Origin of the sequence: Frankia canadensis (genome assembly GCF_900197875.1) — a bacterium.
GTDB lineage: Bacteria > Actinomycetota > Actinomycetes > Frankiales > Frankiaceae > Frankia > Frankia canadensis.
The window spans coordinates 12,701-32,424 of sequence record NZ_FZMO01000035.1 but is presented as its reverse complement, the minus strand read 5'-3'; the positions used below and the strand labels follow the sequence as shown (position 1 = coordinate 32,424).

The 19,724-nt window shown below is 72.2% G+C and carries 16 protein-coding genes and 1 tRNA gene; 8 read left to right on the top strand and 9 right to left on the bottom strand.

The annotated features are described in order from the left end of the window. Positions 1-64: 64 nt before the first annotated feature. On the bottom strand, positions 65-1,294 hold the full coding sequence (locus C1A33_RS04570; RefSeq protein WP_101830273.1) for a citrate/2-methylcitrate synthase: 1,230 nt from the start codon (positions 1,292-1,294) through the stop codon (positions 65-67). A 163-nt stretch (positions 1,295-1,457) separates the two neighbouring features. On the opposite strand from C1A33_RS04570, the gene C1A33_RS04565 reads away from it, so the two are divergent. Then, on the top strand, positions 1,458-2,585 hold the full coding sequence (locus C1A33_RS04565) for a citrate synthase/methylcitrate synthase (RefSeq protein WP_243407183.1): 1,128 nt from the start codon (positions 1,458-1,460) through the stop codon (positions 2,583-2,585). Between the two features lie 276 nt (positions 2,586-2,861). Beyond that, positions 2,862-3,221, top strand: a complete 360-nt coding sequence (locus C1A33_RS04560) for a hypothetical protein (RefSeq protein WP_243407182.1) — start codon at positions 2,862-2,864, stop codon at positions 3,219-3,221. 538 nt (positions 3,222-3,759) lie between these two features. On the opposite strand, the gene C1A33_RS04555 is transcribed toward C1A33_RS04560, so the two are convergent. Both C1A33_RS04555 and C1A33_RS04550 read right to left on the bottom strand, forming a co-directional pair. Next, positions 3,760-3,831, bottom strand: a tRNA-Val gene (locus C1A33_RS04555). A 165-nt stretch (positions 3,832-3,996) separates the two neighbouring features. Next, positions 3,997-4,455: a peroxiredoxin gene (locus C1A33_RS04550; RefSeq protein ID WP_101830271.1), complete on the bottom strand. Its 459-nt coding sequence runs from the start codon at positions 4,453-4,455 to the stop codon at positions 3,997-3,999. 440 nt (positions 4,456-4,895) lie between these two features. Between C1A33_RS04550 and C1A33_RS04545 the strand changes: the two genes are divergently transcribed. Continuing rightward, positions 4,896-5,693: a DUF4234 domain-containing protein gene (locus C1A33_RS04545; protein WP_243407181.1), complete on the top strand. Its 798-nt coding sequence runs from the start codon at positions 4,896-4,898 to the stop codon at positions 5,691-5,693. Between the two features lie 161 nt (positions 5,694-5,854). Here C1A33_RS04545 and C1A33_RS04540 read toward each other — a convergent pair whose 3' ends face one another. Continuing rightward, the gene (locus C1A33_RS04540) at positions 5,855-6,292 is read right to left on the bottom strand and encodes a DUF3052 domain-containing protein (RefSeq protein ID WP_101830270.1); all 438 of its coding nucleotides are present in this window, start codon (positions 6,290-6,292) and stop codon (positions 5,855-5,857) included. A gap of 247 nt (positions 6,293-6,539) precedes the next feature. Further along, a complete protein-coding gene (locus C1A33_RS04535; protein ID WP_101830269.1) occupies positions 6,540-6,944 on the bottom strand; it encodes a secondary thiamine-phosphate synthase enzyme YjbQ in 405 nt (134 codons plus the stop codon). 373 nt (positions 6,945-7,317) lie between these two features. Between C1A33_RS04535 and aceE the strand changes: the two genes are divergently transcribed. Both aceE and C1A33_RS04525 read left to right on the top strand, forming a co-directional pair. After that, a complete protein-coding gene (aceE, locus tag C1A33_RS04530) occupies positions 7,318-10,131 on the top strand; it encodes a pyruvate dehydrogenase (acetyl-transferring), homodimeric type (protein ID WP_101830268.1) in 2,814 nt (937 codons plus the stop codon). Between the two features lie 1,077 nt (positions 10,132-11,208). Further along, entirely contained in the window at positions 11,209-12,045 is an 837-nt protein-coding gene (locus C1A33_RS04525) for a hypothetical protein (RefSeq protein WP_101830267.1), read from the top strand. A 44-nt stretch (positions 12,046-12,089) separates the two neighbouring features. Here C1A33_RS04525 and C1A33_RS04520 read toward each other — a convergent pair whose 3' ends face one another. Both C1A33_RS04520 and C1A33_RS04515 read right to left on the bottom strand, forming a co-directional pair. Then, the gene (locus C1A33_RS04520; RefSeq protein WP_243407180.1) at positions 12,090-13,631 is read right to left on the bottom strand and encodes a bifunctional phosphatase PAP2/diacylglycerol kinase family protein; all 1,542 of its coding nucleotides are present in this window, start codon (positions 13,629-13,631) and stop codon (positions 12,090-12,092) included. Positions 13,632-13,766: 135 nt separating this feature from the next. After that, the gene (locus tag C1A33_RS04515; RefSeq protein ID WP_243407179.1) at positions 13,767-14,084 is read right to left on the bottom strand and encodes a DUF5999 family protein; all 318 of its coding nucleotides are present in this window, start codon (positions 14,082-14,084) and stop codon (positions 13,767-13,769) included. Positions 14,085-14,424: 340 nt separating this feature from the next. On the opposite strand from C1A33_RS04515, the gene C1A33_RS04510 reads away from it, so the two are divergent. Both C1A33_RS04510 and C1A33_RS04505 read left to right on the top strand, forming a co-directional pair. After that, positions 14,425-15,804, top strand: coding sequence for a glycosyltransferase family 2 protein (locus tag C1A33_RS04510; protein WP_243407178.1), 1,380 nt, complete (start codon positions 14,425-14,427; stop codon positions 15,802-15,804). A gap of 19 nt (positions 15,805-15,823) precedes the next feature. Beyond that, a complete protein-coding gene (locus tag C1A33_RS04505) occupies positions 15,824-18,037 on the top strand; it encodes a hypothetical protein (RefSeq protein ID WP_243407177.1) in 2,214 nt (737 codons plus the stop codon). An 18-nt stretch (positions 18,038-18,055) separates the two neighbouring features. Here the strand turns inward: C1A33_RS04505 and C1A33_RS04500 are convergent, their stop codons facing one another. Then, the gene (locus tag C1A33_RS04500) at positions 18,056-18,478 is read right to left on the bottom strand and encodes a CoA-binding protein (RefSeq protein ID WP_101830265.1); all 423 of its coding nucleotides are present in this window, start codon (positions 18,476-18,478) and stop codon (positions 18,056-18,058) included. 187 nt (positions 18,479-18,665) lie between these two features. Between C1A33_RS04500 and C1A33_RS04495 the strand changes: the two genes are divergently transcribed. Beyond that, complete coding sequence (locus C1A33_RS04495; protein ID WP_101830264.1) at positions 18,666-18,980, top strand: type II toxin-antitoxin system RelE family toxin; 315 nt, start codon at positions 18,666-18,668, stop codon at positions 18,978-18,980. Between the two features lie 53 nt (positions 18,981-19,033). Here C1A33_RS04495 and C1A33_RS04490 read toward each other — a convergent pair whose 3' ends face one another. Continuing rightward, positions 19,034-19,615 carry a TerD family protein gene (locus tag C1A33_RS04490; RefSeq protein ID WP_101830263.1) on the bottom strand — a complete coding sequence of 194 codons (582 nt, stop codon included), beginning with the start codon at positions 19,613-19,615 and terminating at the stop codon, positions 19,034-19,036. Positions 19,616-19,724 lie beyond the last annotated feature (109 nt).

Genomic DNA, 19,724 nt, shown 5'->3' with positions numbered 1-19,724 from the left:
GGCGTCATGGCACCCGTCCTCGATCACTCACTTCGGGTCTCACCGGGCGTCGGCGCAATCCCGCTCATCTGTGTTCGGGGTCCGGGCCGGTATAGACGCCGAGCGCCCGCATCCGCAGCGGCTTCTCCTGGTATTCCTCCAGGGCGTGGGCAATCCAGCCCACGGTCCGCGCGATGATGAAGATGGCCTCTCCCGCGTAGCGGCCCATTCCCATCGAGACCGCGAGTGCCGCCAGCGCGCCGTCGATGTTCGGGAGCAAGGAGGCGTCACGAGATGCCACGGTGACGATCTCGTCGATCGCGGCCACCGAAGGACCCCCGTGCTCCGTCGCGCCCAGCAGGCGAAGAAGAGCCCGCGCACGAGGGTCACCTCGCGGGTAGAGGGCGTGGCCCAGGCCGGGAACGCGCTGCCCGGATCGAAGATGGTCGGCGATGACCATCGCGGCCGACCCGGCCGACAGCGTCTCGATCAGCAGCCGGTAGGCCAGCGAGCTGGCGCCGCCGTGCAGGGGGCCGTCCAGCGCGCCGAGCCCGGCGGAGACGACCGCGTACGGGTGGGCCCTGGCCGAGGCGGCCACCCGCGCCGCGACCGACGAGACGGCCAGATCATGGTCGGCGAGCAGGATCAGGGTGGCCTCCAGGCACCGTAGGAGATCCGGCGTCGGTGGTATGGCGGTGAGCCGTGGCCACAGCCGCGCGGCCAGACCGGGATCGTCGGCGTCGTCGCCGAGGAGGGGCAACGCGGCCAGGAAGTCGCCGAGCAGGCGGGCGCCCATCGCCGCGACGCTGGCGGGGCCGAGGTCGAAACGCAACGGGTCGGCGGCCGCCGCGATCGGCACCGCGATGCGCAGCCGGTCCGGCAGCCTCATCCCCGGGAGTTCCACGCCCGGCCAGCGGACCGGTGCCTCGCTATCGGCGAAAGGGACGGAGAAGCCGTCGCCGCGCTGCCACATCAGGGCGATGACCTCCTCGAAGGTCGACCCGACCGCGAGGGCGGTGGCATCGCGGCCCCGGTAGTACAGGCCGCCGTCCCGGATGAGAGTGATGGCCGTGCTGATCTGCGGAAAGCCGCGGCCCTCACGCCGGCCCGCGTCACCACGGTCCGCGCGCCGCAGGCGCTCGACCTCCACCGGATCGAACGTGCTGCCCTTCCCGCCGGCGGCACGCTCGCTGGTCAACAGGCCACGGCTCGCGTAGGCGTAGACCGTCTCCGTCTTCACGCCGAGACGATCGGCGACCTGCCGGGTGGTCAGCCGCCCCGCCGATGGTGACGGGTCGCGACCCTCGGCGGCCATGCTCGCTCCTCGCGCTCAATACCTTGACTTATGGACTGGATCACGTTGATTAGAATCAACGTTGACGACATAGCGACAGTCTAATCATCGTGAGTCCATGGATGACATTGCCGTGATCAGTGCGCAAGGGCAGGCGAGGCGGGCACCGGAACGAGGGATCGAGGTGCCCAGGGGTCTCGCGGGCGTGCTGGCCGCCGAGACCGAACTGAGCGATGTCCGAGGCCGGGAGGGCTTCTACCACTACCGGCAGTACTCGGCGATCGAGCTCGCGCGGAAGCGGACCTTCGAGGACGTCTGGCACCTGATGATCCTCGGCGAGCTCCCCGACCCGGACCAACGCGTGGCCTTCCAGCAGCGGACGTCGGCTCTGCGCGCCATCCCCGACTCGGTGCGCTCCCTGCTGCCCGCACTCGCCGAGGCCGGCGCGTCCGGCAACCCCCTGGACGAAGTCCGCACCGCCCTGTCGCTGGCGGGCGCGGCCCGCGGCGTCCGCCCGCTGTACGACACTGGCCGCGAACAGCGGATCGAGGACGCCCTGTTCGCCAGTGCCCTCGTCCCGACCATCCTGACGGCTCTGCACCGCCTCGGCCGGGGACAGGCTCCGATCGAGCCGCGTGACGACCTGCCGCACGCCGCCAACTACCTGTACATGCTGACCGGCGAGGAACCGGCGCGGGCGCCTACCTCCGCGATCGAGAAGTACCTGATCTCCACGGTCGACCATGGGTTCAACGCCTCGACGTTCACCGCCCGCGTGATCGCCTCGACCGGCGCGGACCTGATGGCCTGTGTGGTGGGCGCGCTCGGTGCGCTGTCCGGCCCGCTGCACGGCGGCGCCCCCAGCCGGGCGCTCGACACCCTGGACGAGATCGGCACGCCAGACCGGATCGACCCGTGGATCCGCCAGCATGTGCTGTCCGGCGACCGGATCATGGGCTTTGGCCACCCCGTCTACCGGACCGAGGACCCGCGCTCCCGCATGCTCAAGGGGATCGCCCAGGACCTGGGCGGGGACCTGGTCGACTTCGCCGTCCAGGTGGAGCGGCGCGTCGTGGAGATCCTCGCCGAACTCAAGCCGGGCCGGGAGCTGCACACCAACGTGGAGTTCTTCGCCGGGGTGGTGATGGAACTGTGCGGCCTGCCACGCACGATGTTCACGCCGACGTTCGCCTCGGCTCGCGTCGTCGGCTGGACCGCCAACATCCTCGAACAGGCCGAGGACAGCAAGATCATCCGACCCTCAGCCCGCTACGTCGGCCCGCCCCCGCCCCAGCCAGTACCGTCCGCCTGAAGCCGAACGACCGACCAGTCGACCTCGAAGTACGTGTGTACGGCGATGCCACGGACCGCGCAGCCGATCGAAGATCGGCAAGCTCAAGGAACCCGGCCCGTGGGCGCGGCAGGGATCGAACCTGCGATCACCCGCTTGTAAGGCACAAAAAGCACCAGGTGCCCCAGAGTTCGAGACCTGACGTTGTTTCCCGGCAGCTTCCTGGGAACCAGGGATAGCGCGCGATGCGTCGAAACGGGAAGCCTTTCCCTTTCGACACCGACGGAGAACAGATGTATGCCTTCGCCTCCACACGGACGCGCGCGGCCAGCGCGGTCGCCGTCGTGCCTGACCGCGCTGCTCGGCGGCTGTGGGTCCTCACCCGCGGAACCCGAGCAACTGGGCCCGGCGAAGCCTTACGGGCTCTACACGCACTGCGGCATCAGCGAGGCGCACTACCAGGACCGCTACTACGAGCTGGTCCCGCCGCTGCACGACGGCAACCTCAACCCGCCGGACGGCTGGGGCAACCCATACCAGAACGGAATCCTGACACCTGTGAGCAGGACGGAGGTCGTCTTCACGGATGACGCCGGGCATCGCGTGACCTTCACACTGCGGCCCGGCGCCACGACATGGAAGCGGATCTGCGAGTGACCCGTCCCAGCGGACGCACGGATCTGGCTCTGACGGCCACGTCTCGTGTCCTCGACCCTGTCGGCCGACGGGCTCCTGGACGCCCGTTGATCCACTGAGGGGTGTGGGCTGCCGACACGCCGGCGAGCATGGCGCCCCGGCGCCACGCGCAGCCGTCGCGCGGCGTGAGCCCGCACCCCGCCTTGATCCCTAAAAGAGAGTCGGCGACGATGTTCTGATCTATCCTGCCGGGACCGCGAGATCGCCGGCCACTCCGCGATCGAAGTCACGATGACGATCTATGCCCACTCGTCGATGGCGGGAGAAGCGCGCCGCTCTGGCCCGACTCGACGATCACCTGATCGGCAGCTGATCAGTGACTCCCCCGACGGGTGGCCACCGTGCGCGTTGCTACAGGCGTTGCTACAAACGACCAGATCTCCCGGCCCCAGAGGCGCCGCAGGCGCCCCGCCGGGGGTCTCGGGGGGTCGCCCCCCGGCCAGCATCGCGGCTGTGCCGCAGCCGATCCAAAGATCGGCAAGCACGCGGAAGCAGCGCGTGGGCGCGGCAGGGATCGAACCTGCGACCACTCGCTTGTAAGGCGAGCGCTCTCCCGCTGAGCTACGCGCCCGGGAGATCAAGGGACCAGTAGACCAAGCGTACGCACCGGCGACCGTCCTGGGGACGTTCCCGGCCGCCGAGGACCCGCAAGAACACTGCTGGCGCCTGATGGGGCCGGGTCCGGCGGCGGGCACGCGGGTGCGGGCCGCCGCCGGCGGAGGTCCCGGCGGGGATCCTAGAGGGCGGCGAGGGCCTTGACGTACTCGGCCTGGTCGCGGGCGTCGGGGATGTTGTTGACGACCTTCCAGCGCACGACGCCCTCCTTGTCGATGACGAAGGTGCCGCGCAGGGAGATGCCGCGCTCGGCGTTGAACACGCCGTAGGAGGTCGCGACGGCGCCGTGCGGCCAGAAGTCGGCGAGCAGCGGGAACTCGTAGCCCTGCTGGTCGGCCCAGACCTTGTGGGCGAACGGCGAGTCGACCGAGACGGCGAGGACCTGCACGTTGTCGTTCTGGAACGAGCCGATGTCGTCGCGCACGGAGCACAGCTCGCCCTGGCAGACGCCGGTGAAGGTCAGCGGGTAGAAGAGCAGGACGACGTTCCGCTTGCCGCGGAAGTCCGACAGGGTGATGGTCTCGTTGTTCTGGTCCTTGAGCGAGAAGTCCGGGGCAACGGAGCCGACTTCGACGGTCACGGGCTCTTCCTCTCCACGACGATGGAACCGATCACGATGGGGCCGAGCACTATCCGGGCCGGTCATGCCACCAGGCCACTGATCGGGAGGACCAGGTCGCCGGTGCCGTGACCGTGTCACTGATCACGCAGACGGAGCGGGCGGGCGTGGCGTGTACGGATCACTCCCGCCGTCCCTGGAGCCAGCATGCCAGCTCTGGCCGGGGATGGGCCGACCGGTCGCCCGCGGAGTGGCCCACAACGGCCCACCCGTCCCGCGATCGGCGGCGGCACCGTCCCGGCCACGAATCCCTACGGACGGTGACTTTCACGGTCCGGGGCCACCGATACGGCGGGTGTTCGAGTTTCATGGGCCAGACTGGCCTAGTCTGGCCGATCGACGCGGGAGCCGTCGGCCGGACATGCGCGTAACACGGTGCGTGCTCCGCGTGCGCCACAGGCATGGACACCGACGAGGGCAGGACCACGTTGACCAACCAGAGCGCGACCCCGCAGGGCCACCCTGACCCGCGACGCTACCCGCAGTCGCACGGGTACGCCGACCAATCCCCGTATGCCGACCAGCCCCCGTATTCCGGCCAGCCCCCGTATGCGGGCCAGCCCCAGCGCCCGGACGAGCACCAGCCCCAGCAGGGCTACCCGGAGCAGCGCGGCTACCCTCCGCAGCATCCGCAGCCCGAGCCCCATCCGATCGACGGACCGGGCACCTCCACCGGCGGCTTCCCGATCTACGCGTTTCGCGAGTCGCTGTCGGGGCCGGCGCCCGAGCAAGGCTATCCCGCGACCCCCGACTACGGCACCCCTGGCCCGTCCGGGCCATCGGGTTCCCCGGAGGACCTGGGCGGATCGGGGGTCCTCGGCAAGCACCGGAACCCCCTCGCCGTCTGGCTCGGGCTCCCGCTGATCACCCTGGGGATCTACCCCTTCGTCTGGATTTACAAGACGAACCGGGAGCTGGCCGAATACGACCGGCGTATCCAGGTCAACCCGACTCTGTCCCTGCTGGCGTTCCTGATCGGCTGGGTGCTGATCGTCCCGCCGTTCGTCGCCGCCTGGCGGCTGGGCACCCGCACCCGCGCCGCCCAGCACGCCGCCGGGGTCCCCGAGATCAACGCCGGGCTGGCGTTCGTGCTGTTCCTGGTCGGCTTCGGGCCGCTGTACCTCCAGCTGGAGCTCAACCGGCTCTGGGACCGCTATCAGGGCGCCGTGGAAGGCCAGCAGGTCCCGCTGTACCGCTGAAGCCGCTGAGCCCGGCCTGAGGCCGGCTCAGCGGCAGCTGGACAGCACGGCAGGGCGCCAGGGCGCTGCCCGCCGTCTCCCCCGATCGGGCGGCGAGACATGTCACCCGGCGCACGCGAGCACGGCGCGCCGGCACCCCGAACCGGCGCGAGCACCCGACGTCAGCGGTGGCGCGCGCGCTGCGACTTCGGCGCCGCCAGCCGCTGCCCGGACCACTCCTGCGCGACGCTGAGCGTGCTGGTCTGGACGAGACCCGCGGTGGGCACCGCGTCCAGCACATCACTCGGCGCGACATGGCCGTCTCGGCCCGCCTTCGGCGTCAGCAGCCAGATCACACCATCGTCGGACAGCTGCCGCCGCGCGTCGATGAGCGCGTTGGCCAGGTCCCCGTCGTCCTCGCGCCACCACAGCAGCACGACGTCGACGACGTCGTCGGAGTCCTCGGGGACCAGCTCGGTACCGCTGGCGCTGGTGATCGCGTCCAGCAGGTCCTGGGCGATGTCGTCGTCCTCGTTGAGCGACTGCACCTGGGTCCCGGCGGAGACTCCCAGTCGTTCCGCCCGGCGTTGACCCTCGGCGTTCGCCGCGGTCGGACTCACCCTGCGCTACCTCCTGCTCGTGTGTTCGGCGTCCCGCGTGTGTCGCGGGGACGTCCCGTTTTGGCGTCGACGCACCCCGCGATGGTGTCCATCACGTGACGCGTCTCGACCTAGTCCACCGGACCTCCCGGTGGCTGCGCAAGTGCCACGCCGTCGGTTGTGGACCGACGACACCGTGGTCAACGTGCGACGACTGTGGCCAGGTACCCGCGACGGGCCCCGTTCATCCCGACCAGGGCGGCGGCATTCACCCCGGCAGGAAGGTCAGCCGGACGGTTCGGTCCGGGTTGTCCACGTTGAGATCGACCAGCGCGATGGACTGCCAGGTGCCGAGCGTGAGCCGGCCGCCGAGCACCGGGACGGTCAGCGAGGGCGGGATCAGCGCGGGCAGCACGTGGGAGCGGCCGTGACCGCGCGAGCCGTGGGCGTGCCGCCAGCGGTCGTCGGCGGGGAGGAGGTGGGCGAGCGACGCGAGCAGGTCGGCATCGCTGCCGGAGCCCAGTTCGAGGATGGCCAGCCCGGCGGTCGCGTGGGGTACGAAGATTGACAACAGACCGTCACCGCCGTCCGCGACGAAACCCGCCGCATCGGGAGTGAGGTCGACCACCCGCTCCTCGTGACCGGTACGCACGGACAACGTGGTGGTCTTCATCCGGGTGTCCATCATCGCTGATTGTCTACCAGTCACAGGGCCGGACGCGGCGGCGGCGCGGACGACATGTCAACAACGCCACCCGCATCGCCCGATTGACTACTCGAAAGTAACCGGGGCGTACGTGACGACGTCGCGCGGACGGAGCACGATGGAACCAGGACGCGCGTCCGCGCGGCGGCGACCATCCCCGGGCCCCGGGAGCCGGCCGGTCCACCGCGAAGGATGAGCGGCCAGGAACGCGGTGATGCATCGATCATGCGGGCACCGCATCCGCGTACACGAGACGTGACACATAGGTTGACGGACCATGCGAAAAGGACCTTTTCGCATGGTGTCGGCGGCGACGACAGCCTGAGGAGCAGGAGAAGGCGTGGCGCAGGACACATCCCGGAGTTTCTCGGTCATCACCGATGGGCTGCCGAGCCAGCTTCCCGACATCGACCCCGCGGAGACCAGCGAGTGGCTGGAATCACTCGACGCGGTCATCGAGGAGTCGGGGCGCGGCCGGGCCCGGTTCCTCATGCTGAAGCTCCTCGAACGAGCCCGGGAGAAGGCCGTCGGCGTCCCCGGACTCACCAGCACGGACTACATCAACACCATCCCGCCGGAGCGCGAGCCCTGGTTCCCCGGGGACGAGCACGTCGAACGGCGCATCCGGGCATACATCCGGTGGAACGCGGCCATCATGGTGAGCCGCGCCAACCGGCCCGAGTTCAACGTCGGCGGCCACATCGCCACCTACGCCTCGAGCGCGAGCCTGTACGAGGTCGGATTCAACCATTTCTTCCGCGGCAAGGATCACCTCAGCTCCTCCCCTGGAAGTGCCTCCGGTGACCAGATCTTCATTCAGGGTCACGCCTCCCCCGGCATCTACGCCCGCGCGTTCCTGGAGGGCCGGCTCTCCGAGCGCGAGCTCGACGCCTTCCGCCGGGAGGGCGAGCCGGGCGGATTGTCGTCCTATCCGCACCCGCGGCTCATGCCGGACTTCTGGGAGTTCCCGACCGTGTCGATGGGCCTCGGCCCGATCGACGCGATCTACCAGGCGCGGTTCAACCGCTACCTGCTCAACCGGCAGATCAAGGACACCTCGAACAGCCGGGTCTGGGCCTTCCTCGGCGACGGCGAGATGGACGAGCCGGAGTCGATCGGCGCGCTCGGCGTTGCCGCCCGCGAGGAGCTCGACAACCTGATCTTCGTGGTGAACTGCAACCTGCAGCGCCTCGACGGCCCGGTCCGCGGCAACGGCAAGATCATGCAGGAGCTGGAGTCGCTGTTCCGCGGCGCCGGCTGGAACGTCGTCAAGGTCGTCTGGGGCCGTGACTGGGACCCGCTGCTGGCCAAGGACACCGACGGCGTCCTCGTCCACCGGATGAACACCACCCCGGACGGGCAGTTCCAGACGTATTCCACCTCGTCGGGCGACTACATCCGCGAGCACTTCTTCGGCGCCGACGCCCGGCTGCGCCGCATGGTCGCCGACCTGGCCGACGACGACCTGCGCAAGCTGTCCCGCGGCGGCCACGACTACCGCAAGCTGTACGCGGCCTACAAGGCGGCCACCGAGCACGCCGGCCAGCCGACGGTGATCCTCGCGCACACCATCAAGGGCTGGACTCTCGGCAAGGACTTCGAGGCCCGTAACGCCACTCACCAGATGAAGAAGCTCACCAAGGCCGAGCTCAAGGAGTTCCGCGACCGGCTCTACCTGGAGATCCCGGACTCGGCGCTGTCCGGCGACCTGCCCCCCTACTACCACCCGGGGCCGGACTCCGAGGAGATCCAGTACATGCGCGAGCGCCGGGCCGCGCTCGGCGGCTCGATGCCGCGCCGGGTCGTGCGCGCCAAGCCGCTCACGCAGCCGCCGGCGAAGATCTTCGACGAGCTGCGCCGCGGGTCCGGCAAGCAGCCGGTGGCCACGACGATGGCGTTCGTCCGGCTGCTCAAGGACCTGATGAAGACCAAGGAGATGGGCGCCCGGTTCGTCCCGGTCATCCCGGACGAGGCGCGCACCTTCGGCATGGACGCGATGTTCCCGACGGCGAAGATCTACTCGCCGCACGGGCAGCGCTACGAGGCCGTCGACCGTGAGCTGCTGCTCTCCTACCAGGAGTCCGAGCAGGGCCAGATGCTGCACGAGGGCATCAGCGAGGCCGGCAGCATGGGCTCGGTGATGGCCGCGGGGACGGCCTACGCCACCCACGCGCAGCACATGATCCCGGTCTACGTCTTCTACTCGATGTTCGGGTTCCAGCGCACCGGCGACCAGATGTGGGCGCTCGGCGACCAGCTTGGCCGCGGCTTCCTGCTCGGCGCCACCGCCGGGCGGACCACGCTCAACGGCGAGGGCCTGCAGCACCAGGACGGCCACTCGCTGCTGCTCGCCTCGACGAACCCGGCCTGCGTCGCCTACGACCCGGCGTTCGCCTTCGAGGTGTCGCACATCGTCCGCGACGCGCTCGACCGGATGTACGGCGAGCGCGACGAGAACGTCTTCTACTACCTCACCGTCTACAACGAGCCCGTCCCCCAGCCGGCGGAGCCCGAGGGCCTCGACCCGGCGCAGATCATCGCCGGCATGTACCGGTTCCGGCCCGCCGAGGGACTCCCCGGCGGGGCGCCCGCCGCGGGTGCGGCTGGCGGGGTCGGCGGCGACGGGGGTGCCGCGGCAGCGGCGGCGCCCCGGGCGCAGCTGCTCGCCAGCGGCACGGCGATCCACTGGGCGCTGGCCGCCCAGGAGATCCTCGCGGCCGACTTCGGCGTCGCGGCCGACGTCTGGTCGGTGACGTCGTGGAACGAGCTGCGCCGCGAGGCGCTGGAACGGGACCGGGAGACCCTGCTCGCCCCGGAGGCCGCCGGTGCGGTCCCGTATGTGACCCGGATCCTCGACGGCGCCCCCGGCCCCGTCGTCGCCGTGTCCGACTGGATGCGCGCCGTACCCGACCAGATCTCCCGCTGGGTACCGCAGCCGTTCGCCTCGCTCGGCACCGACGGCTACGGCCGCTCCGACACCCGGCTGGCACTGCGCCGGCACTTCAAGGTCGACGCCGAGTCGATCGTGATCGCCACACTGGAGGCCCTGGTCCGCGCCGGTGAGGTGAAGGCCAGCACGGTCGAGGACGCGATCCGCCGCTTCGGCCTGCGCGACGACACCGACGCCCGCCAGAGCATCGAGGACGCCAGCTAGCCTGCCCGTCCCGCCCGCGCACCGTTCCTCCCTCCGCGGGCCCGGACCGACGGCCATTCCCGGCCGCACGGTCCGGGCCCGACCCGTTCACGGACACCTGACGCCCGGTCGCCTGTCACGGCGCGGTCCCGCCAGGAGGACGCGCCCGCTCCCGGAAGCGTGCGATCTCCCGCTCCTTCCGGCTGGTCGGAAGGCCGGCTATGGGGCGGACTTCCCGTGGGTGGGAAGCGTGTGCGGGGGAAGGCGGCGCTGCGCCAGGAACACCACGCGTCGCGCCCGATTTGTCCCCATGCAACTGGCACGAAGGGTCGCGAGGCTGCCAGAACGCTGCCACGACCGCGCCACCACCCGGACGTGGGCGCGTCCCGGGCGGGCTCGGGACGCCGCTCGGCAGCAGTCCCACCCGGGCAGGGGACCACCATCGGCCACCGTTGCGGCCAATACCACCCCCGGCTTCCACCCGCCCGGAGGTCCCACCAGCAGGGTGCACCGCGTCACCGGCCCCGCGACCCCCGCAATGGGACCGCGCCGGTCCGGCGGCGTCGCGGCACGCCCCGCCACCACCGTCACCCGGCGCCCCAGCGCCCGCCACGTACCGACGCACACACCCGCCCGAACCCGCGATGCCGAACCGTCCTGCCTGGTCACCGGCACTCCGGTGCCAGCACCGTCATGCCCCGCCGCATGGCACAACGAGTTCCACATCGGGTCGGCAAACACTAGTCTCACGGAGGTGACATCGGGAGATCGGCGACGCGGAGTACGCCGTCGTGCGCCCGGTGACGGCGCCGCGGACCCCGCGCGCCGCCCCGCACAGCTACCGTGTCGGAGAGCTTCAGCGTGTGGTCCACCTGGCACCCGGGACCACGCAGGGCTCCCCGTCACGCCGCCCGCGCGCACGGAAACGGACGACGGCTGCCCGGCGCACGCCGCGACGGTCGAGGAGGACGAGGTGAACGGTGTCACGACGACCCCCACACCCGCGGCGGCACCAGCCGCGCCGCGGACGGGCGGGCGCGCGGTGACCCCGCGGCGATCCAGGCGCGCGGTCGCGCCCGCCGGGGACGGGCGGTCGGCATGATCCTGCGGGCCCGCCGCATCGAGCGGCTGGAGGAACATCCCAACCTGCGCGGCATCCTCGGCATCCTCGCCCAGCTGGTGCACACCACCGACGCCGAGCTCGGCGCGCTGGCCGCCGCCTGGCGCAACTCCGGCTACCTGGCCGCCGCCCGGGACAAGGCGCTGGCGCCGGACTCGCCGCTGATCGTCGAAGTGCTCGCCGCGTTCGACGCGCTGAGCGCGATCTACGCGGACGACCTCGCCGGCGCGGACTACGTCACCGTCGAGCCGTCGGTGGCGGCCACGGCGCTGCGGGCGATGCGCGACGCGGTCGCCGCGTCCTACGCCCGGCCGATCCTCGGCCGCGCCGAGTACGCGGCGCTCATGCGCCCGTGGCGGGCGGTCTACCCGCGGGCCCGCTCGCACGAGCCCGACCTGGGGCCCGCGGCGGCGGACGTCAAGCGGGTGCTGGCCGCGCTGCCCGTACTCGCCGGCCGCTGCCACGACCCGGACAGCCTGGAGGTCTTCGACGGGCTGCTGGTCAGCGCGCTGACCCGGGACGACTCCGCCCACCAGCAGGCCATGGACGCCGCGTTCGCGAGCGCCGTGGTGACCGGCCGTCGCCGGGTCTGGACGCTGGTGCGCCGCAGCGCCGCCGAGGGTTTCTGGCGGCTGTGCCCGGACTGCCGCGGCACGCGCGCCGCCACCGACTCCAGCGAGGACCACCGGGTGATGGAGCTGTGCGCGGACCTGGCCTGCGCGCTGCTCGTCGAGGACCTTCTCGACGGCGACCAGTTCACCCAGCTCACCCGCCCCCTGCACACCCTCATCCCGCTGCAGCACCGCGGCGGCTGAGCCGGCACCCGCCCGGCACGGCGGCCGGCGGTCAGGCCCGCGGGTCAGGCCCGGGGGCGGTAGACGACCAGCCGGGCGCCGCTCGGGGCGACCACGATCCGCTCGACGCCCTCGGTGACCTCGCCGTCGCAGGCGAACGGGAGCGCCCCGGGCTGCTCGGAGGAGATCAGCACCCGTTCCACGGTGCGCTGCTCGTAGACGCGGCTGCGCCCGAGCCGGCCGGTCAGCACCGCGCCGACGAGGCGCAGCCTGGCCAGCGGCGCGTCCGCGTCGACCACCCGCAGGTCCAGGCGGCTCTCGTCGAGCCGGCAGCGGTAGGTCGGCGCGAAGCCGTCGGGATGGTAGACGCCGTTCCCGACGAAGATCAGCCAGACCCGCCGGCGCTCGTCGTCGATGCGCACCTCGAACGGCGGTTCGTGGCGCAGCACCCAGCACAGGGCGATGACCATCGCCGGCCACTTGCCGATGCGCCGCTCGAACTTCTCCCGCACGGCCACCATGTCCGGGTAGCCGCCGAGGCTGGCGGTGTTCACGAAGAGCCGGGAGAACCGGTCGAACGACGCCGAGATCCCGTCGGCCCGGCCGAGGTCGACGGCCACCGCCGACCCCTCCCGCAGCGCGTGCACCGAGTCGCCGGCGCCGGCGAGCCCCAGGTCGGCGGCGAAGTGGTTGAGGGTGCCGGCGGGGAAGACCGCGAGCGGCAGCCCGTGGGCCAGCGCGACCTGGGCGGCGGTGTTGATGCTGCCGTCGCCGCCGGCGATGCCGAGCACCCGCGACGACGACGCCGCCTCGGCGAGGGCCGTGTCCAGATCGTCCGCCGGCCCGACCTCGACGACGCGGGCCTTCGGCAGGTCGGCGCGCAGCACCGCGAGCAGCTCCGCGTGGTGACCGGCCCCGGATCGGGTGTTGACCACGACGGTCAGGCCGTCGCCGTAGGGCAGCGCCGGCGCCCAGGCCGACGCCGGGGCCGCCCGGGCCGGCGACCACGGCCGGCGCGGCATCACCTTCGTCGTGAGCAGGCCCGCGCCGACCCCCAGCAGGACGCCTGCCAGCACATCACCGGGATAGTGCACCCCGACGTACACCCGGGAGAAGGCGATGGTGGCGGCGAGCGCGGCCACCGGCACGGCGGCGCCGGGCGCGTCGAGGGCGACACCGGTCGCGAAGGCGGCGGCGGAGGCCGCGTGCCCGGAGGGGAACGAGAACGTCGTCAGGTCGCGACGAAGCCGCCGCAGCGGCGGGATGGTGTGCGTCGGCGGCCGGTCACGGCGGAACACCAGCTTGGCCGGGCCGTTGGCGAGCAGGCTGGCCGCGCCGAGCGCGAGCAGCCCGCGGGCGGCCGCCGGGCGGCGCCGTCCCCGCGTCGCCCCCAGCGCGCCCGCCACGCCCCACCACAGCAGGCCGTGGTCGGCGGCGTGGGACAGCCGGGGCAGCACCGGGTCGAGCAGCGGGCGTCCCCCCGCCAGCGCCGTGAACAGCGAGCGGTCCGCCCGGGTGAAGGCGTGGACGAACGTCCGGCCCAGCGCGATGTCGCGGCGCATGAGCACGCGGACCTGCCGGCCGACCGTCCCGTCCGCCCGCGTCATGGTCACTCGCCTCGGGTGCCTGCCCGCCGCTCTCGCCGCCACGCCGGCACCGTACCCATCCGGAGGGCCGCCGGATCATTCCGGGCGAACGTCACAGCCCAGGCGGTGTGGACCGGCGACCCGGGCAGGGGGCCGTCAGACCGTGACGGGTGCGCCGCTGGCACGGCGCGGTGCCGGCGGCCGGGGCACGCAGGCCGCCCGCGGCAGCGTCCGGCGAGGTTCGATCGTCCGGCCGGTCGGCAGGATCTCGCCGGTGTCCTCGAACAGGATCACCCCGTTGCACAGCAGGCTCCAGCCCTGGTCCCAGTGCTGGCTGGCGACCCGGGCCGCGTCCCGGTCCGCGCTGTCCGCCGTGGGGCAGGGCGGCGAGTGCGGGCAGCCGCGCCGCGGTGGCGGCACCGGACGTGGGCCCGCGTAGGTGGAGGAGGGTTCTGGGTCGTCGCTCGGCACCATGGGCGCCTGCGCCTCGTCTGAAACACGAACACCTTGCACGGGCACCAGACGTTACGCCTCCTCGTAAGAAGCGTCACACCGAGGCGCGCGTGACGGGGTTGGCGTGTCTGCCGCGCCACACCCGCGGTCCGGGACGCAACCGACGCTGACCAGCACCCGGGCACACAGGAGCACGATCGGCCCGTCGGGGACAGACCACAGGGTGTCCGCAACGAGATACCTGGTAGCGGGTCCGGCGGAGCAGATCGGTAGGTTACGGGGCTGTGGCCGAGCGATGCGTGGCACCGGCCGTCAGACTGGCTCGCGTCGGCGCCGCCCGGCCATGGAGGGGGTACGGACGATGGAGGGTGCCACGAGTGCCACGAGTGCCACGGGCACTGGCGCGAGCCGGGTGCTCGAGGTCTCGGTCGTGATGCCCTGCCTCAACGAGGCCGACTCGGTCGGCCTCTGCGTGCGCAAGGCACTGGCGGGCCTGGCCAGTGCCGGCGCGGTCGGCGAGGTGGTCGTCGTCGACAACGGCTCGACCGACGACTCCGCGAAGATCGCCGAAGAGGCCGGCGCCCGGGTCGTGCACGAGACGCGCCGCGGCTACGGCAACGCCTACCTCGCCGGGTTCGCCGCCGCCCACGGCCGCCTGATCGTCATGGGCGACGCCGACGACACCTACGACTTCTCGGACCTGTCCGCGCTGCTGGCACCGCTGCGCGCGGGCCGGGCCGACTACGTCCTCGGCTCGCGTTTCGCCGGGCGGATCCTGCCCGGCGCGATGCCATGGCTGCACCGCTACGTCGGCAATCCGGTGCTGACCGGCATCCTCAACCACCTGTTCGACGTGCGCTCCTCCGACGCCCACTCGGGCATGCGGGCCTTCAGCCGCGAGGCGTACCTGCGGATGCGGCTGCGCTGCGAGGGCATGGAGCTGGCGAGCGAGATCGTCATCGCCGCCGGGCGGGCCGGGCTGCGCATCGAGGAGGTGCCGATCACCTACCACCCGCGGGTGGGTGACTCGAAGCTGCACTCGCTGCGCGACGGCTGGCGCCACCTGCGGTTCATGCTGCTGCTCGCGCCGCGCCACCTGTTCGTCCTGCCGGGCCTGGTGCTGCTGGCGCTGGGCCTCGTCGGCCAGGCGGTGCTGCTGCCCGGCTCGCTCAACGTCGGGTTCCACCGGCTGGACCTGCACTTCTCGGTCCTGTTCGCGCTGATGGCGCTGCTGGGCTGGCAGCTGGTGCTGCTCGGCGTGTGCGCCGACGTGCACAACCACGCGGTCGGCTGGCAGGAGCGGCGCCGCTGGCCGCTGCCGCAGATCCACAGGTTGTTCACCCTCGAGCGCGGACTGGCGCTCGGCGCGGGGGCGTTCGCCGTCGGGTTCGTCGTCGACGTCGTCGTGCTCGCGCGCTGGCTCGCGAACGACCTGGGGCCGCTCAACGAGATGCGCCCCGCTCTGCTCGCGATGACGCTGATGGTGCTCGGCGCCCAGACCGCCTTCGGCTCGTTCTTCCTGCGGCTGCTCACCGCCGGCCCGAGCGGCGAGCACCAGCGCTCCACCGCCCGCCCCGGCCCCGCGAGATCGACGCCGGACGACCCCGCCGACGGCACCCCGCTGGTGACGATGCACTATGAGAAACAGGCGCGCTCCGAGCGGCCGGACCGGTCGGATCGCTCCGACAGACCGGATCACCCCGAGTCACCGGACCACCCGGCCGAGGCCGTCGGGTTCTGACGAACGGCGGGCAGGCACGATGGTCGTCCTGGGCAGGCACGAGGCCCCGCCCCCCGACGGCGGCGATGAGCGGGAGCCAGCCCGCGAGCAGGACCCGGCCACCTACCCGGACCTCGGCCATCCGGATCTCCGCGGCCCGGTCCTCGGTGACCCCGACCTGACTGATCTGGGTATGGACGACCCGGGTCTCGGCGGTTCGGCTCTCGGCGGTTCGGCTCTCGGTGACCCGGGTCTCGGCGGCTCGGGTCTCGGCGGCTCGGGTCTCGGCGGCTTGCCGAGCCGGGACGCGGGCACGACGATGCCGGACGCACCGGTCCTGCTGGGGGCCGCGCTCGGGGCGGACCCGCCGTCGCCGTCCCGCTCGTGGCGATCGCGGTTGGTTCGGCATCTGCCGTTCGCGGTCATCCTCGTGGCCGGGGCCGTCCTGCGCGCGATCACCGCGTACGCCTACCGGCCGGCGTTCGAGTTCAGCGGGGACTCCTACGCCTATCTACGCCTGGCGACGCTGCACTCCCCCGACCCGATGCGCCCCGCGGGGTATCCCGCGTTCCTGCGGGTGCTGTCGTTCACCGGCGACCTGTGGTGGGTGACCGTCGTCCAGCACGTCGCCGGCCTCGCCCTCGGCGTCGCCCTCTACGCGCTGCTGGTGCATCGCCGGGTCGCCGCTGCGGTCGCGGCGCTGGCGGCCGCGCCGATCCTGCTCGACGCCTACGAGCTGGTCATCGAGCACTACGTGATGGCCGAGACGCTGTTCGCGGTGCTGCTCGTCGGGGCGCTGCTGGCGCTGACCTGGTCGCCGCGGCCGTCCGCGTGGGCGTGCGTAGGGGCGGGACTGCTGCTGGCCGCGGCGGGTCTGGTGCGCACGATCGGGGTGGCGATCGCCGTGCTGGCGGTGCTCTACCTGGTGGTGCGCCGGGTCGGCTGGCTGCGTTTCGGCGGCTTCGCGGCGGCGCTGGCGGTGCCGCTCGTCGCCTACGCCGCCTGGTTCCACGACGCGCACGGAAAATATGCCCTCACCGGCGGTGACGCGGTGTGGATGTACGGCCGGGTGGCACCGATCGCCGAGTGCGACCGGCTGCGGCTCAAGCCTGCCCAACTGGTCCTGTGCTCCGCGCATCCCGTCGCCGAGCGGCCCGATCCCAGCTACTACGTGTGGAGCGGCACCAGCCCGCACTGGAAGCTGCCCGGCACCGACGACGAGAAGGAAGCACTGCTGCGCGACTTCACCCACCAGGTGATCCGCCACCAGTTCGGCGACTACGCCCGGATGGTCGGCGGCGAAATCGTGCACTACTTCAAGCCCGGCCGATCCGTCGGCCAGCGCGACTGGCCGGACGCCACCTGGCGCTTCCCCACCGCGCACGTGCCGCGCTACCTGCACAACAGCGAGCCGTTGCTCTCCTTCCACAACGCCGGGGCAACCCGGGTCGTGAACGAGCCGTCCGCCGGCCACCTACGGGCCTACCAGCGCGTCGGGTTCACGCCCGGGCCGGTGCTCGCCGGGCTGCTGGTGCTCGCGGCCGTGGCGATCGTGGTGCCGGCGCGGCGGCGGGCTCCCAGGCTGGGCGTGCGCGGACCTGCGGCGCGGCGCCGCTGGCGCGACGAGACGCTCGAACACCGCCGGCTGCGCGCCGACATCACCCTGCTCGCCGCCGCCGGCCTGACGATGCTCGTGGTGCCCGCGGCCACCGTCTGCTTCGACTACCGGTACATGCTGCCCGTCCTCGTCCTGTTCCCGCCCGCCGCGGCACTGGGGACGCGCCGTCTGCTGCTGGTCCGCCGCTCGCGCCGCGAACCCGACGAGTCGATCCAGGCCACCTATCCCGAGAGCTACCCCGACGGCGAGGGACGACCCGACGGCCGCACCCGGCTCGGCAGCCACGCCGCGCCGAACGCGGACGCCCGCACCAGCAGCGGCGCCCGCCCCGGGCCCGGCAGCGGCGCGGGACCCGGCAACCTCACGGATCCTGGCGTCGCGCCTGGTGCAGCGCCCGTGCGCGGTCCGTTCGAGCCGGCCGCGCCGGCCGGACATCAGGGTCCCCAACGCTGTCAGCGGTCGCTCGGACGGCGCGGCCCGGGCGGGTACGCGGGGGAGAGATCCTCCGCGCACCGCCCGCGGGGGATATATCGGGCGCGGAGCCCTCGACCGTCCCGTCATGACGAGCCGAAACTTCGCCGTCGACCGTCCCGTCATGACGAGCCGAAACTTCGCGGTCGACCGTTCCGGTCATGACGAGTCGAGACGTCGCGGTCAGCGGGTCCAGGGCAGGCCGAGGCGGGGGGCCTCCATCGCGGGGCAGGTGTCCATGACGACGGCGAGGCCCGCCTCCTCGGCCCGCACGGCGGCGGCGTCGTCACGGACGCCGAGCTGCAGCCACACGCCCCCCGCCCCGATCTTCACCGCGTCATCGACGACCGCGCCGGCAAGCTCCGAGCGGACGAACACGTCCACGACGTCCACGGGGAACGGGATGTCCGCCAGCGTCGCGTATCCCCGTTCCCCCGCGACCGTCGGCGCGGACGGGTGGACCGGCACCACCCGCTTGCCGTTGCGGCGCAGGTAGTCGGCGATCGAGGAGGCCGTCCGGCGCGTGTCGTTGGACAGTCCCACCACCGCCCACACCGCGGTGTCGGTCATCAGCCGGCGGATCGTGGCGTCGTCTCCGTAGCGCATGCTCTCTCCCAACAGCGCGGCCGGGCCGCGTCATCCAGGCGGGGAGGCCGGCCGAACCCGCCGGGCGCGAAGGGCCGTCGCGAGCCTCGCGGGACGCATAGGATCATCGGGTGAACAACGCGGATTCCGGCGTCGCCGCGCGGCGCGGGTCACGGCCGCACGGCTCCCGTCGCCCCAGGGGTCGCCGATGAGCAAGCACGAGGTCACCCTGTCCACCTCCGCCGAGCGGGATCTGGCGAAGCTCGCCGAGCTCACCCGTTCCGAGGTGCGCGGCTTCCTCGACGGCAAGCTGCGCGACGACCCCCTCAAAGCCGGCACGCCGATGCCCGGCGAGCAGGTCGGCATGTTCGAGGCGATCACCCGCACCTGGCGGGTCCTCTACCGGGTGGACGCCAACACCCGCACCGTGCGGGTCATGGTCATCGCGCCGCGCGGCTCCCGCACCCGGATCATCCCGAGCGCGGGCAGCAGCGGTACCGCCGCCGGCTGGCGCCGCATCTGACGTGGAGCCAGGATGGTCCGCCGCCACGGCGCGCGCCGTGGCGGCGGGGATGCTCAGGAGACGTTGACGCCGAAGTCGAGGGCGATGCCGCGCAGGCCGGTCGCATACCCCTGCCCGACGGCACGGAACTTCCACTCGCCGCCGTAGCGGTACAGCTCGCCGAAGATCATCGCCGTCTCGGTGGAGGCGTCCTCGGTGAGGTCGTAGCGGGCGACCTCGGCGCCGGTCGTCGAGTCGGTGACGCGGATGAAGGCGTCGCGGACCTGGCCGAAGGTCTGGCGGCGCGAGTCGGCGTCGTAGATCGACACGGTGAAGACGACCTTGGACGCCTGCGGGGTGAGGGTGCCCAGGTCGACGGTGATCTGCTCGTCATCGCCACCCCCGCCGCCGACGAGGTTGTCGCCGAGGTGCTTCACCGAGCCATCCGGGCTCACGAGGTTGTTGAAGAAGATGAAGAAGCCGTCGGAGAGCACCCGCCCGGCCTCGCTCACGACGATGGCGCTGGCGTCCAGGTCGTAGTCGGCACCGCTGGTCTGACGCACCTTCCACCCGAGCCCCACCGTCACGGCGGTGAGGTTCGGAGCGACCTTGCTCAGCGAGACGTTCCCGCCCTTGGACAGCGAAACCGACGACATGGCCACACCCTAGTACCGATCGCGACGCCCGGAACATCCCGCCACCGCCCCGTCGCCATCCCGACAACCTGGACCGCCCGCGAGCTCGCCGTGCGGCGGCGCTGACGCC